Here is a 13,320-nt window from a genome sequence, read left to right as displayed (position 1 = left end):
GATATGACGATTCGTATCGCTCCGATCGAACCTCGATGGTTCGAGGAGAAGGCGCAGGCGCAGTCACAAACATGGCGGGAACTCAACCAAGGCAAGATTCCGCAGGAGATCGTGGATGCCATCACCCCTCAGTTCGCATTGAAACTCACCGAGGCCCATGCCAAGGACCCCGATCAGGCCGTGCTGGTGGCGCTTGACGACGATCATGTGATCGGGTTCGCGGAACTGCTGCGCACGCCGCGCCCGCCGATCTACCGTCCCGAAGCGGCGGAACTGGCCTCGCTATATGTACTGGCAGACCGGCATCGACAGGGCGTCGGACGCATGCTGGTCGAAGCGGGTAAGCAGTCCATCGGCAATGACCGGCTCGTGCTCTGGGTCGCCGGCTTCAACGCCAACGCGCAGGGCTTCTACCGGCATATCGGCTTCCACGAGACCGGCCGCACCCAAACCGAGGACATGGGACCGGAACTCGAAATGATCAACTACTGAATATCGGTGAAGTCCATCTCTTCGAGACGACGGCCAATCACCGTTGACGCCGCATATCGGCTTTGAACGGCACCATCACGCTCCGGCAAGCCGCCGCGGCACGGCAAGGACATCATTGGCAGCGTCATAAGATTCCGCCGGCAGTAATTCGGCCAGTCGACGACAATCATCGACGATATTGCCATGCGATTGACTGGCAGGCGGATATCTTGCCGCCGATACGCCACGAGACGAAGGAACGTGGACCACGCGATGTCGACCATCGTCGACATGAACATCTCGAAACGTCGTGTCCGCTCTCATCACGGTTTATCATGGTCATATCAATCGCTGCGGGGCGTATCGGTCAGACGATCTCGGAGCGGAACATTGTCATCATTGGTCATAGGAGACTTGCATGTACGTCGTTCTGGAATCCTTCGCATACGACTAAGCGGGTTGACGGTTTTTCCTCCCGTCTCTTCCCTATCGCCGCGGGTCGATTCAGGCTCGCGCGATATGTCGTTATGCCTGATTCCCGAACGTATCCATGAGCGCGGATTCGTGATTGCCGTATTCAGTCGGCCGTCGCATGCCGGTACCGTTCATGGCTGTCATGAAACGAGTTCACCATGAACACCGATACCCATTCATCCAACCAATCCTCCCCCGATTCCGCACGCAGCCCTCGTTCGCTGTGGAGCCTGGCCGCGTATCGCAACTGGTTCATCGCCGACACGAGCGACGTGTTCGCGGTCAGTCTGCGCACGTTCGTCATACCGTTGATCGGTCTCGCCCTGTCCGGCTCGACATTCGTCTCCGGCCTGCTGGTCACCGTCGAATCGGCCATAGGACTCGTATTGATGTCGATCGGTGGCGCGATCGCCGACCGACACGACCGCCGACGGCTGATGATCCTGCTCGGACTCGTCGGCATGTGCCTGTCCCTTGCGACGACCGTCCTGCTTGCCGCCGACATGATGGACACGATGATGTTCGCGTTGTTCGTCGTCCTGTTCGCCGTGATGAACGGCCTACTGGGACCGTCCAACGACGCGATGCTCAAGTCGATCGTGCCAATGGAACGCTTCGCCAAAGCACAGGCGATACGCGAGGCGCGCGAATCCTGCGTCGAACTGTCCGGCGGCGCGATCGGCGGACTGCTGTACCGGATCGCCGGCTGGTTCCCGTTCCTCGCCGCCACCGTACTGTATCTGATCGCCGCGCTCACCGCATTGATGCTGCCGAAGAAAACGTCACCCACACCCGAACCCGAACCGGAGGATGCGTCATCAGCAAACCAGCAAGGCGACGAACAGCCAACCGCTCCGTCGTTCCTCACCCAGTTCGTCGAAGGATGGCAATGGACGCTGACCAGACGGACGATCCTCGCCGCCATCGTCCAGGGCGCGGTCATCAACGTCGCCTGCTACGGGAGCATCATCGGCGTGCAGATCATGCTCGCCGCACAGGGCACGGACGCGGCCCTCATCGGTCTGGTAGGCACGGCTACCGGCGTCGCGGCATTGATCGGCTCGCTGGCCGCCGGCTGGCTGGTCGACCACATCCCGACCGGCAGACTCATCATCCTCACCTTCGCCGTGTTCACGCTCGCGATGATCCCGCTGCTGTTCACCGACTCGTATGGGGTGATCGTCGCGTGCATGAGCGTCGCATCCCTGCTGTTCCCCGCGTTGAACGCCGGCGAACTCGGCTTCATCTACGGACGCACCCCGGACCACATGCAGGGCAGGGTGTCCACCGTGTTCGAAACCACGATCGGCGTCCCAGGAGCCTTGACGCCCGCTCTGGTCGGCTGGCTGCTGCAAGCGCCCGGGCTTGGTTTCCGCGCGGTCATGCTGCTCGTCGTCGCATGTGCGGGTCTCGGCCTGCTGCTCGCCTGCGTTACTTCGACAAGAAACATTCCCCTGCCCGCGCAATGGGAGCAAATCGAACTCTAAGGTCGACGGGGACTGGTGCAGGAGAGGTTCGCAACCGCCTGCACCATGTCATGAGCACATTTCGATACGCGTCTCGGCAAGACCGCAGTAGCCGTCCGTATCGTCCGAAGCCGGTCGGGGAATACTGAAGCCTACGACCGGCCTTCGTAGAGGTAGAACGTTTCCATGATTCCGCCGCGCAGGGCCGTCTGCCGTTCACGCAGCCGAGCCAGACCCCGATGCTCGTAGAAGCCGACGTTGCAACTCGTATCGGTGAACAGGAAGTACCGATCTACGCCGGCTTCCCGGAACCGGCTCATCGCATGATCGAACAATGCGCGGCCCACGCCGTGCCCGCGCGCGGCATCATCGACCAGCAGCAACGTCACCTCCGCGCCGAACCGCGAGCGCCACCCGTGCATCAGTCGCGCGTCGATGCGAGACAGCGACAACATCTCATGCAGTCCGCGTCTTCCTTCGCCGGACAACAGCAACGGCATCGCCGAACCGATGACGCGCAGACGATGCCATCGGGATCTATGCGCGCGACATGGCGCTTGCGAACGCGACCCGTCCGCGTCGCCCGATGTGCGTGGCATGTATGGTTGGCCGGTCTCGGATGGATTCTTGCGCTTGTCGATGCGCGTCGTGATGATGCCGGCCACCGTGCCGTTGCGTTGCGCGACGACGGCGTCATCCGAACAGTCCAGACTGTGGTGCAGGTCGATCATGGCGAGCCGACGGGCACATGACGGGCTCGTTTCGGGATCGCTGTACCACATGCGGCGCAGCATGTCGGCGATCGCGGGGTAATCGTCGCGACGGAGTGCGCGCAACGTGAGGGCTTCATCGTTCATGACGGTCTTTCATAGGCGGTGACGGCTGATACCATGCAGTGTACTGTCATGCACAGCATCCGCGGGAAAGGGGCATCATCATGCAGCAGCCGATCATGACCGACGAACGATTCCTGAGCCGGCCGTCCGAGCCGGCAACCGAGGCCGATCTGGACGTGGCCGTCGATCTGGCGGACACGCTCGCCGCGCACGCGGATTCGTGCGTGGGCATGGCTGCGAACATGATCGGCGTGTCCAAGCGAATCATCGTGTTCGCGGACGAGGCGACCGGACGGAACATGGTCATGTTCAATCCGCGCATCGTCGAACGTTTCGGCGAATACGAGACTGAGGAAGGCTGCCTGTCGCTGACCGGCATGCGTCCGACCGTCCGGTACCGGCGGATCACCGTCACGTATTGCACGCGCCGGTTGCGCGAGATCACCGCCACGTTCGACGGGTTCACCGCGCAGATCATCCAGCATGAGATCGATCACTGCGACGGCGTACTGATCTGACCGGTCCGTCATATCGATCGGATTGTCGTCAGTCTACCGTCCGTCTGTCGCATGCTGCGCGGATAAAGGTCGCGCAATGGAATGATATTCGACGTATAGCCGGCAAGGTTCGACACGGCGTCCGGCTGTCTGCTGTCTGCCCTGTTTGTCTGTTTATGCGGACTGCGCGAACTCGCCGCCGTCGAACCAGCCGGCGATGTCGTTGTGTTCGGCGATGAGCTGCGGGTTGATGGCGAGCGTATGATGTGCGTCCTCGGTGCCGCAATAAACCATGTCGTGCGCGAGCAGCCGGCGATCCATGTATGCGGGGATGCCGAGAAACAGCGGCCCGACCGTGCCGACATCGTAGCCGGTACGTTCCTTCACCAGATCGGGCGACGCGAGGTGCAGTTGCCGCAGTCCCAACGCGCGGCCGAGCGCGCGCCATTTCAGATGTCCGGACGCCAGCGCGATCACTGCGAACACGCCTTCCTTTGCTCCCACGACGTATGTCGCCGCCGCGCGGGTCACGTCGAACACGGTCGCCGCGGACGCGAGATCTACGATCGCCGTGTCATGCTCGATGATCCGCGCACGATCCGCATGTTCAGCCGAGAACCGGACGATCCGTTCGTACTTGTCGTTCATTACCTATGACTCCAGTTGCTTGGCATTTGTCGGCTATTCGCCGATGACGTCGCCGACGAGGCCGGAGACGATCGCCATGATGAGCGAACCGAGCACCGACCACCAGAAGCCGTGGACGATCACGCCCACGTCGAACAGGGTGAGCGCCAGCCATGAAGCGAGCTCCATGAACAGCCAATTCAGTATCAACGCGAACAGGCCGAAGCTCAGGATCGAGATCGGCAGAGCGAGCAGATGCACGACCGGTTTGATCGACGCATTGATGAGTGCAAGAAACAGCGAGAACGCGGCGATGCCGAGGATCGGCGGCTCGCCGACCGCCTCCATGCCGGGCAACAGGGCGACCATGACGCCCGCCGCGATCGTCAATACCAGCCAACGGGAAACGAAATGACTCATATCACTCGATTATTCCAGCCGAAATGTCATCGGAATGTGACGTCGGCATCATGCCGGCTGCTGGGTCGACGCATTGCGCCGGTCGCGCAGCTCGGGCAGCATCACGACGAACAGGACGACCGCCAGTGCCGCGGTGAGCAGATCGGCGAGCGCCTGTGCGGCGATCACACCGGAGTATCCGGCGATACGCGAGCCGGCGAGCAGCGTGACGGCCAGGATCACGCCCTGACGGCTGATCGACAGCACGAACGCGCCGACCGCTTTGCCGGCCGACTGGAACGTGCAGGTCGTGACCATCACCACGGCCACGAACACGAGGCTGAGCAATTGGACGCGCAGCATGCCCGCGCCGAGCGTGACGATCGTCTCGTTGGTGATGAAGAACCGCATGAGCATGCGGTCCGCGAGACTGAGCACGATGGTCATGGCGAGCGCGAACAGGCACAGGAACGCGTAGGAGAACCGTATGATCGCGCGTAGGCGCGGCATGTTGCGTGCTCCGTAGTTGTAGCCGATGAGCGGTTGTGCGCCGAACGCGAATCCGGCGAAGATCAGCACGGCGATCATGATGATCTTGAGGGCGATGCCCATCGCGGCGACCGCGTCGGTGCCGTAGGGCAGCAGGAACAGGTTGATCATGATGATGCCGACGCTTTGCGTGAGGTTGGTGATGGCCGCGGGGATGCCGATGGCGAAGATGTCGCGGATCTCGTGCGCGGCGATGCGCAGTCTGCGCGCGGCTTGGTCGATGATGAGCCGCGGGTCGATCGACAGGTTCGGACTGCGATGCCGCAGGAACCAGACGAAGTACAGGTCGGTGCAGATGTTCGCGATCACGGTCGCGCCGGCCGATCCGGCCGCGCCCCAGCTGAACACGTGGATGAACAGCGGGTTGAGCACGATGTTGACGGCGGTGCCGGCCATCGAACCGATCATGGACTGCACGGCGTGCCCTTCGGTGCGTAGCAGGTTGACCGGCGTCATGGACACGATGATGAACGGCGAGCCGATGATGATGAGCGTGTAGAAGTCGGATGCATGCCGCCACGTGTCGGCGGTCGCGCCGAGCAGCGTGAGCATGGGGCCGCGGAAGGTAAGGCCGAGAACGAGAATGAGGATGCCGGTGGCGATGGCGGCGTAGAAGCAGAACACGCTCAGTCGTTTGCCGTCCGCATACCGACGTTGGCCGAACAGTCGGGAGATGACCGAACTGCCGCCGAGACCGAAGATGTCGCCGAGCGCGATCATCACCGTGAACACGGGTGCGGTCAGGGACACGCCGGCGACCATGCTCGTGTCGCCGGTGTGCGCGATGAAATACGTATCGATGAGGTTGTACACGAGCGTGACCAGCATGCCGAGCACCACCGGCATCGCCAGCGAGAAATACGCCTTCGGCACCGGGGTCTTCTCGAACAGTTCGCTATCCATGCGTATCGTCCTTTCCTCTCACGCGTGCATCCGTCGATCACCTGTCACTTTGCGGAATGTCACGGGCATCATAGCCGCCACAGTGCGGACAAAACGACACGCCGGCATCGACATAAGCACAAGCAAAGGTGCGGATGGCCAGGTACAAGGGCCGGCCGTCGTCCTCAATCCATCACCACGGGAATCCCCATGCCTCGCAAGGCGACCGCCGCATCGAGGATCGGAATGCGTTCCTGTTCAAGCCGCAGATACGGCACTCCGTCCCCCGTGCATAGTGCTTCATACAGTTCCCGTTCGTCGCTGCGCAATCCGGGTGCAGGTTTCGGCTGCCGAGGCTTGAGCGGCCTGTCGGCCTGATCGTGGTTCGTGCCATATCGGCCATATCGATCATAGGCAGCATGATCCATGAACAGGGACTCGCAGTCGATTCCCAGTTCTCGCACGCCCGACAGTATCTCGAATCCATCCGCATCCATATCGCCCCAATACACCACGCGAACGTGCTTGGCACGCTCATCGAACAGCCAAGGCAGCAATCGCAGACCATCCACCGCTGCTTTGCCCGAACCGAACACGCACAGGCCGTCCCGGATCGGCGGCATCAGCTGGTATGTGTCCTTGTTCTCCACGATCACCACATACCGGATGCCCAGCCCGACACCGTCATTCCACGGGCGGACGACCACCGCATCCGGCAACGGTACGCGTGCCGGATCAAGATGCCGGAACCGCAGCTCCCGCGGCCGTTCGTCCAGTTCCAAAGACCGTTTGCCGCACAGCAGCTCCACCGCCCTGCGACGTTTTGTCTTCTTACGGTCCAACCATTTTGCGCTGAACCCGGCAAGCGGCACCGCGCGCGGACGCAGACCGGTGACGTCATGCGTCGCACAGTATTCGGCGACCTGCAGCAGCAGATCGAAATCCACGTCGTTTTCCGTATCCGTCATCTTGGCCGCGGACAGCAGATCCGTCTCGTCGACATGCCGGAACCGTTCACGAATCCGTTCGACGCGTCGACGGGCGCGACGATACGTGGCCGCCGACGCACGATCGACCGACCGCAACGCGACCGTCTCATCGTTCACGGTGACGTTCGCGATCAGATCGACCGTCACATTGCCGATCAGGCGACGCTGTACGGTCGTCCCGCAGCCGGTGTTCGCCGCCCAGTCGCGAATCGCCTTATTGTTGGCATGCACGTTGTCATCGGCATGCACGGCGAGCGCCGCGTCCTCGAGATCGCTTTGCCGCGCCGGCAACTGCACGGATACTGTGTATGGCCACGCGTCGCCGGCCGCGTATCTGCTTGCCGATAGTCGTTGGCCGATCATCGCCGTGATGTCCCTGACCGTGCGCATCCGTTACTCCCGGGCGGCGTCTGCGTCGAGGCTGGCCTCTCGCAGCGTGGTGTGCCCGGTGTCGGGATCCTTGTAGGTGACGTACGCCTTGGTCGACACCTCGAGGATCTCGCCGGTCTTGCTTTCCGGGGCGGAGACGATCACTTGGAAGCCGAGTCGCGGCAATACCATGAGCGCACGCTTGGTGTACCGGCCGTCCGCCTTGATGAGCGCCTCGTCGAGGAACAGCGTTGTATAGGATGGCTCGCCGGTCACGCTGCCTTCGCCGAGCAGATAGATGAGCGCCGCGCCGTAGACGAACGAGGTGAGTTCCTGCAGTGCGCCGCCGGAACGGCCGCCGGTGGAAGTGATGCGTTCGTCCGGCCCGTCCTCGTGGTGCACGATCGCATAGAACGAGGAACGGCAGCGTGGGTCGAGATCGCGCGCGCCATACTGTTTGATGCCGGCGGAGTCCTTGACCTGTGCCAGCTGGTCGTGCAGCATGTCGACGAACGGTCGGCAGGATCGGAACGTCTTGCGCAACGCGATCACGTCGGTGTCGGATTGCTGCTGCCATGAGGTGAGCGTTTCGCTCATGCGTCGTAAGGCCGTGCCGAACGCGCGTTCGGGAGGGCGTACGGTGACGTTCAACGACAGGCGACCGCCTTTGGGGCCGAACTGCTGGCCTGTGAGCATCGAGTTGATGCGAGACAGCTGTTCCTTGATGGTGGCCTCGTCGGATTTGAGCGTGCGCTGCAAGGTGAGGGCGTCCCAGTACAGTTTGTGCAGGCAGTTGGCGTATTCGGCTTCGGTCGCGTCGTTGGCCGCCAGATGCGACAGGCTGTCCAATTCCTGCTCGTAATACCGGTAATCGGCCACGGTGGCGGTCAGCGCGTCGTCGTCCTTCGCATACACGTCGCGGTACGCCTGCATCTGCGATTCGAGCGTCTTGCGGGCTGCGTCGGCTTGCGCGGCAAGCATGGTGCGACGGGTGTCGATCTCCTTGCCGATCTGGTCGATCATTGTGTTTTCGAATCGCATGTCGTCAGCCGCGGCCGCACGGCCGGCTCCGATGATCAGATGCGCGCGCGTGGCAGGGTCGGTCTGGCCGGCGAATTGGCGTTCGTATGCGGCGCCCAGGCGTTCCGCCACATCGTCGCCGAACGCGGTACGCCCCTCCTTGGCGTCTGTCGCATCCCCGTTGCCGGCTCCGTTGCGTTCAAGCCATTCGCGGGCGGCGTTCACCGCCTGCGTGCACTGGTCCGCGGCGTTCTGAGCCTTGAACCGTCGGTCGTTGCTGTGGTCAAGTTCCTGTTCCAGCCGTTCCCGCGTGGCGGTGAGTTCGGCGAGTTTCGGGTCGTGCCGGATCGTGTCGAGATCCTGTTCGATGCGTGCGATGCGCTGTTCGACATCCTGCACAGCGACGCTATCCCAGTCCGTTTCACTCAGGTTTTCCGCGAGCGCGAGTTCCCGGCGCAGTCGTTCAGCCTGTTGCCGGATCGACTCGTATGCCCGGTCGGCTTCGGCGAACGCGGTTTTTGCGTTCTGCGACTGTCGGAGCAGCTCGTCGAGATAGGTCTGGTTGACGAATCCGATGACCTGGCGGATGTCCTTGATGCCGTGCTGGCCGTGAAGTCCGGATTTGATCTGGCCGTCGCGCTGGACTTGGCGGGTCTGCTCGTCCGTGTCGTCGATGGCGTCGACGCACATCGCGTCATAGCGTTCGCTGGCGGTCTGTTCGCGCAGCCATCCGGCGAACGGCGAGTCCTCGCGGTAACGCAGTTTGCCGGACAGCCAGGGTTCGTCGACGGTGTGGCCTGTTGTATCTTCCGTATTCTCGTAACCGCGGCCCGTGTCCACGAATCGCCAGGTGCGTCGCGACATGAGATGCGGGTCGATGGTGCTCACGCGTGCGGCGAAGCCTTGTTCGTGGCGTTGGTCGACGAGGATCGTACGGGCGATCGGCCCGTAGGCGACGTTCATCGCGGTGCGCCACTGCTCTTCGTCCTCGCGCACGTCCATAAGTTCGGCGACGTAGGGCAGGTCTTCGGCGTTCAGACCGGTGGCACGGCAGAGCATGGCGCGTTCCTCGTCCATTTGCTGGGAGATGCGCGTGCGTCGGGTGCGTTGGCGTTCGTAGTCGCGGGTGAGGCGGTTGAGTTCGTCATTGGCCTGCGAGCGTGCGGCCGCGGCCTCGTATTGGTCGTGATCGAGCTGCTGGCGTTGCCGGTCATAGTCCGCGCAGAACCGTGCGGCCTGTTCCTGTCGTGTCTGCCATGCGTCGCGGGTGCCGGGGATGTCTTCGCCGATGGCGGCGAACTGCCGGGCGATCCTGTTATGGCGGTCGGTCACGGTGTTCAGGGTCTGTCTGGCTTGGGTCAGGTCGAGTTCGAGCCGGGCGAGGCTGCCGCCGTCGACGCCTTGGATCTGCGCCTTGACCGCGTCGATGCGTGCGGTGATCTCATCGCCGTGCGCGCGTTCGGCGGCGGCGTCCTGGATGTGCCGGTCGCGTTCGTGTTCGTCGAGCGGCAGCTGGGCGGCCACTTCCTCGGCCATGTGGGCCAAGGCCCAGCGGCGGATGGCGGCGCGTCCGGCCTCCCCGTTCGGATCGACGGTGTCGAACGCGTGCACATTGGCTTGCGCCGTGTCGTAGTGCCCATAGGATTGGCGGATGCCTTGCAGCATCTGCATGCGACGGGCCTTCTCCTCCATGCTGTCGAAGTTGGCGGCGTACCGTTCGTAGTCTCCCACCAGGTCCTCGGCCTTGCCGATCGCCGCCGGCACGCCGAGCACGCCCTGCTTGAAGATGTCATCCAACCGTGACGGCGCATCGGCCGACTGGATCTTGTGCAGCAGCCGGCATGCCTCCTCGGTCAGGCCCATGACGCCCCAGATGCGGGCGTGAAACGCATTCGCGTTCGAGAAGATCGAACAGCCCTCATAGGTCGCCTTGAGCTGGGTGGGCGTGAACGGGCCGTCTCGGAACTGATCCATGAGCCGCGGGTCGATGGCGCGGTTCCAGGTGATGTATTGGCGGCGCACGTCGCCTCGTCCCTCGCCCGGCATCAGGTACAGAAACTTGCCGCACGACAGGATCTGCCCGGTGGTGGCGTTGCGGTACGTGTCCACGATCGCGCCCCATACGCTGTGCGGCATGCCGTCCGCGTCGGTGCCGCGCAGGTACATCGGCGCGTCGTCGGTGTCGCCCACGCCGATCATGCCGCGCAGATACGTGTAGTCGCTGCGTTCGGAACGTCCGGAATTCGACGCCTTGTTGAACGGCGTACCGGACGGATATAACAGGGAGATCTGCGCGTCAACCAGCGTGGACTTTCCCGATTCGCTGGCGCCGGCGAGCAATGTGACCGGCAGCCTGTCGTCCGTGGACGGGCGGAACACATGGTATCCGTCGTAGGACCCCCAGTTGACGAGCTGCCGGCTTTCCATCATCCACCGGTCGGGAACGATCTGGATGTCGCGTGCGCCGTCCGGCATCGTGGATTCGCTCATGGTGTCCGTCATCTCACTGCCCCTCCTCGCTGTCGCCGGTCTTGCCGGTCACATCGTCCGTTCCGTCGTCAACCGGATCGGCCGGATCATCATCCGTGTGTGCGTCATCGTCGATTTCGTCCCTGCCGTCCAGCCACGTCTGCGCAAGATCGCGGTCCAGAACGACGGGCACGAGTTCGGTGATCCGCAGCATCGTCTCGTCGTCGGACGAACGTTCCAGATACCCGTACGTGGTCATGGACGAGACGACCGCGCCGATCAGCTTGAGCACGCCCTCCTCGTCGTTGCGCGAGGCCAGGTAGCCGGCTCCGGTGGCGAGCGCCGCGCGGATCTCCTCGAAGCTGACGAGCCATTCGTCGGCGGGCGTGTGCAGGTTCTCGTATTCGAGGACGCGGATGCGCAGGAACGCGAGCAGCGCCGCCTCTTCGCGGCGCAGGCTGACGCGCGTTTTGAGCGACCGGGGGTTCTGGTCGGCGTCGGGGACGGGGGTCGCGTACATGATCCGGTAGCGTTCGTTGACGACGAGTTCGAGCATGTCGTTGTTGAGCGAACGGATCACCTGGTCGAGGTTGTCCATTGCGGTGTCGTAGGTGGCCCCGCTGATGTACCGGTCGCGTTTGAGCGCGATGGCGGCCATGCGTGCCGGCGCGCTCATGTCGCCGGTGTCGCCTTCGAACAATGCGGTGGTCGTGGTGTCGTCGCCCATGTCATCCTTCCTTGATCGTCTCGTTGAGTTCGTCCATGCCGGCCGTGATCCGTTTGGTCGTCCAGTCGCGCGGCGTGCCGTCGAGCGACGTGCAGTGCCAGACCGTCCGTTCACCGTCGATTGTTGCGAGCTCGGACAGGAAGCCGACGATCTCGCTTTCGCGTCGTTCATCGGCGGGCAGCCGGTTGAAGCTGGCGGCGATGTCGACGCGTTCGTCGCCGTTCGTTCCGGTCATGGTGACCGGGTCTCGCATGATGAGCCGGATCATATGCCGTATGCGTGGCCCGCCCCCGACGATCATGGAACGGATGTCCGGTTCGGGGATGTTGGTCGTCGTGGCGTGTTCGTCGAGACTGGGCACAGTCGCGCGGGACATCGATCGGGCCGGTCGGGTCGGCAGCCCGGCGAACGCGGCGTCGCCCTCGTCCGTGCGGTATGGGCGACGGTCGTCGTTCGGATGGGCTTTCGCCGCCGCGTTGATCGTGGTGTACAGGCGGTTGAGCGTGACGAGCATGGTGCGGTATCTGGTGTCGGTCTGCTGGCGCACGAGTCTGCTGATCGCCTCGTCGGAGACGCGTATCTGCTGGCGGACCGCTTCGATCCCGTCGTAGATGCGTTCGAGTTCGGCGGTGATCTGGTCGAGCAGCACGCTGGATTCGCCGGCCAGGTACGGTGTTTTGGCGATGGCCGCGACGGCGTCGTCGATCTGCTGGCGGCCTTCGTCGGTGATGATCACCTGGAACGCGTCGTTGAACCGGCGGCCGGAGTCGGATTCGTCGAACGAGCGGCGGAACGCGTCATGGTAGGAGGTGAGGTTGTCGTTGACGTCCATGTCGCCGGCCTGCATGCGCCGGCGCAGCGCGTCGCCGTTGTCGCGTTCGGCGAGCACGAGTTCGCGCAGGTCGATCGGCACGTCGCGCAGGGTTTTGTGGATGACGGCGATGATGTCTTCGACCTGTTCATCGCTGAGCCGGTCGCGTTGCCGTCCCTGTTGGATCTGTTCGATCTCACGTTCGCGTGCGGTGATCTCCTGCTTGAGCAGGCGGATGCGTTCGTTCGGGTCAGCGGTCAGCTGCATGCGTGCGTGTTCGATCTCCATGATGATGCTGTTGGCCTGCGCTCCGGACAACGAGCTGGTGGTGTCCTGCAATCGGCCTAGCGCCTCGATGGCACGATGGGCGCGGGCGGTGAGCCGGTAGAGGAACCGGTGCGAGGCCATGTCGAGCGAGTTGGCGAGCCACGCGTAGTCGCCGTCTCCTTCGCGGGTGAGATCGACGAGGATCTGATGCGCCGCGCCGATGAGGTCCTGATTCTCCTCCAGAGCGTATTCGCCGGCGTCGATGAGATGCGACAGGCTCTGCGCGAACCGTTCCTCGAGGATCTCGCGCGGCAGTTCGCCGGTCAGCGGGTTAAACGCGGCACGTAGGAGCGCCACGTACATCATGGAGTTCTTGCGCAGCAACAGGCGGAGCACGCCGGTTTCATAGACCGGTCGCAGCCGTTCCATTTCCCGCCTGACATCGCCCATGAACCCAGCCTCGCTTT

General features: G+C 63.2%; 12 protein-coding genes. 3 read left to right on the top strand and 9 right to left on the bottom strand.

What is annotated here, in order from left to right; genetic code table 11:
- Positions 1-3 precede the first annotated feature (3 nt).
- Positions 4-492 carry a GNAT family N-acetyltransferase gene (locus JS541_RS07295; protein ID WP_214373793.1) on the top strand — a complete coding sequence of 163 codons (489 nt, stop codon included), beginning with the start codon at positions 4-6 and terminating at the stop codon, positions 490-492.
- On the opposite strand, the gene JS541_RS07290 is transcribed toward JS541_RS07295, so the two are convergent.
- Positions 486-764 (bottom strand): hypothetical protein, encoded by a 279-nt coding sequence (locus JS541_RS07290; protein ID WP_214373792.1) that lies wholly within the window; start codon positions 762-764, stop codon positions 486-488. The two genes, JS541_RS07295 and JS541_RS07290, sit on opposite strands and share 7 nt — an antisense overlap.
- Positions 765-1,103: 339 nt before the next feature.
- Here JS541_RS07290 and JS541_RS07285 point away from each other — a divergent pair, with 339 nt between their 5' ends.
- Positions 1,104-2,432, top strand: a complete 1,329-nt coding sequence (locus JS541_RS07285; protein WP_214373791.1) for an MFS transporter — start codon at positions 1,104-1,106, stop codon at positions 2,430-2,432.
- A 131-nt stretch (positions 2,433-2,563) separates the two neighbouring features.
- On the opposite strand, the gene JS541_RS07280 is transcribed toward JS541_RS07285, so the two are convergent.
- Positions 2,564-3,268 (bottom strand): GNAT family N-acetyltransferase, encoded by a 705-nt coding sequence (locus tag JS541_RS07280; RefSeq protein ID WP_214373790.1) that lies wholly within the window; start codon positions 3,266-3,268, stop codon positions 2,564-2,566.
- A gap of 80 nt (positions 3,269-3,348) precedes the next feature.
- Here JS541_RS07280 and JS541_RS07275 point away from each other — a divergent pair, with 80 nt between their 5' ends.
- On the top strand, positions 3,349-3,765 hold the full coding sequence (locus JS541_RS07275; RefSeq protein WP_214373789.1) for a peptide deformylase: 417 nt from the start codon (positions 3,349-3,351) through the stop codon (positions 3,763-3,765).
- A gap of 153 nt (positions 3,766-3,918) precedes the next feature.
- Here JS541_RS07275 and JS541_RS07270 read toward each other — a convergent pair whose 3' ends face one another.
- The 7 genes from JS541_RS07270 to JS541_RS07240 all read right to left on the bottom strand — a co-directional run bounded on the left by JS541_RS07270 (position 3,919) and on the right by JS541_RS07240 (position 13,303).
- Positions 3,919-4,392 (bottom strand): YbaK/EbsC family protein, encoded by a 474-nt coding sequence (locus JS541_RS07270; protein WP_214373788.1) that lies wholly within the window; start codon positions 4,390-4,392, stop codon positions 3,919-3,921.
- 33 nt (positions 4,393-4,425) lie between these two features.
- On the bottom strand, positions 4,426-4,791 hold the full coding sequence (locus tag JS541_RS07265; protein WP_214373787.1) for a phage holin family protein: 366 nt from the start codon (positions 4,789-4,791) through the stop codon (positions 4,426-4,428).
- A gap of 48 nt (positions 4,792-4,839) precedes the next feature.
- Positions 4,840-6,222, bottom strand: a complete 1,383-nt coding sequence (locus JS541_RS07260; protein ID WP_214373786.1) for an MATE family efflux transporter — start codon at positions 6,220-6,222, stop codon at positions 4,840-4,842.
- Positions 6,223-6,386: 164 nt separating this feature from the next.
- A complete protein-coding gene (locus tag JS541_RS07255; RefSeq protein ID WP_214373785.1) occupies positions 6,387-7,580 on the bottom strand; it encodes a DUF2220 domain-containing protein in 1,194 nt (397 codons plus the stop codon).
- A gap of 3 nt (positions 7,581-7,583) precedes the next feature.
- Entirely contained in the window at positions 7,584-11,081 is a 3,498-nt protein-coding gene (locus JS541_RS07250) for an ATP-binding protein (RefSeq protein ID WP_240539276.1), read from the bottom strand.
- A gap of 1 nt (position 11,082) precedes the next feature.
- Positions 11,083-11,775 (bottom strand): DUF4194 domain-containing protein, encoded by a 693-nt coding sequence (locus JS541_RS07245; protein ID WP_214373784.1) that lies wholly within the window; start codon positions 11,773-11,775, stop codon positions 11,083-11,085.
- A gap of 1 nt (position 11,776) precedes the next feature.
- Positions 11,777-13,303, bottom strand: a complete 1,527-nt coding sequence (locus JS541_RS07240; protein WP_214373783.1) for a DUF3375 domain-containing protein — start codon at positions 13,301-13,303, stop codon at positions 11,777-11,779.
- Positions 13,304-13,320 lie beyond the last annotated feature (17 nt).

This window comes from Bifidobacterium sp. SO1 (genome assembly GCF_018555335.1).
In the GTDB taxonomy this organism is placed as follows: domain Bacteria; phylum Actinomycetota; class Actinomycetes; order Actinomycetales; family Bifidobacteriaceae; genus Bifidobacterium; species Bifidobacterium simiiventris.
Note: the sequence above shows the minus strand (reverse complement) of the source record. Positions and strands in the feature narration are given on the sequence as shown.

Bases quoted from the DNA above. Each gene is read 5' to 3' on its own strand.
- JS541_RS07295 (WP_214373793.1), top strand. From the start codon at position 4: ATGACGATTCGTATCGCTCCGATCGAACCTCGATGGTTCGAGGAGAAG.
- JS541_RS07290 (WP_214373792.1), bottom strand. From the start codon at position 764: ATGTCGACGATGGTCGACATCGCGTGGTCCACGTTCCTTCGTCTCGTG.
- JS541_RS07285 (WP_214373791.1), top strand. From the start codon at position 1,104: ATGAACACCGATACCCATTCATCCAACCAATCCTCCCCCGATTCCGCA.
- JS541_RS07280 (WP_214373790.1), bottom strand. From the start codon at position 3,268: ATGAACGATGAAGCCCTCACGTTGCGCGCACTCCGTCGCGACGATTAC.
- JS541_RS07275 (WP_214373789.1), top strand. From the start codon at position 3,349: ATGCAGCAGCCGATCATGACCGACGAACGATTCCTGAGCCGGCCGTCC.
- JS541_RS07270 (WP_214373788.1), bottom strand. From the start codon at position 4,392: ATGAACGACAAGTACGAACGGATCGTCCGGTTCTCGGCTGAACATGCG.
- JS541_RS07265 (WP_214373787.1), bottom strand. From the start codon at position 4,791: ATGAGTCATTTCGTTTCCCGTTGGCTGGTATTGACGATCGCGGCGGGC.
- JS541_RS07260 (WP_214373786.1), bottom strand. From the start codon at position 6,222: ATGGATAGCGAACTGTTCGAGAAGACCCCGGTGCCGAAGGCGTATTTC.
- JS541_RS07255 (WP_214373785.1), bottom strand. From the start codon at position 7,580: ATGCGCACGGTCAGGGACATCACGGCGATGATCGGCCAACGACTATCG.
- JS541_RS07250 (WP_240539276.1), bottom strand. From the start codon at position 11,081: ATGACGGACACCATGAGCGAATCCACGATGCCGGACGGCGCACGCGAC.
- JS541_RS07245 (WP_214373784.1), bottom strand. From the start codon at position 11,775: ATGGGCGACGACACCACGACCACCGCATTGTTCGAAGGCGACACCGGC.
- JS541_RS07240 (WP_214373783.1), bottom strand. From the start codon at position 13,303: ATGGGCGATGTCAGGCGGGAAATGGAACGGCTGCGACCGGTCTATGAA.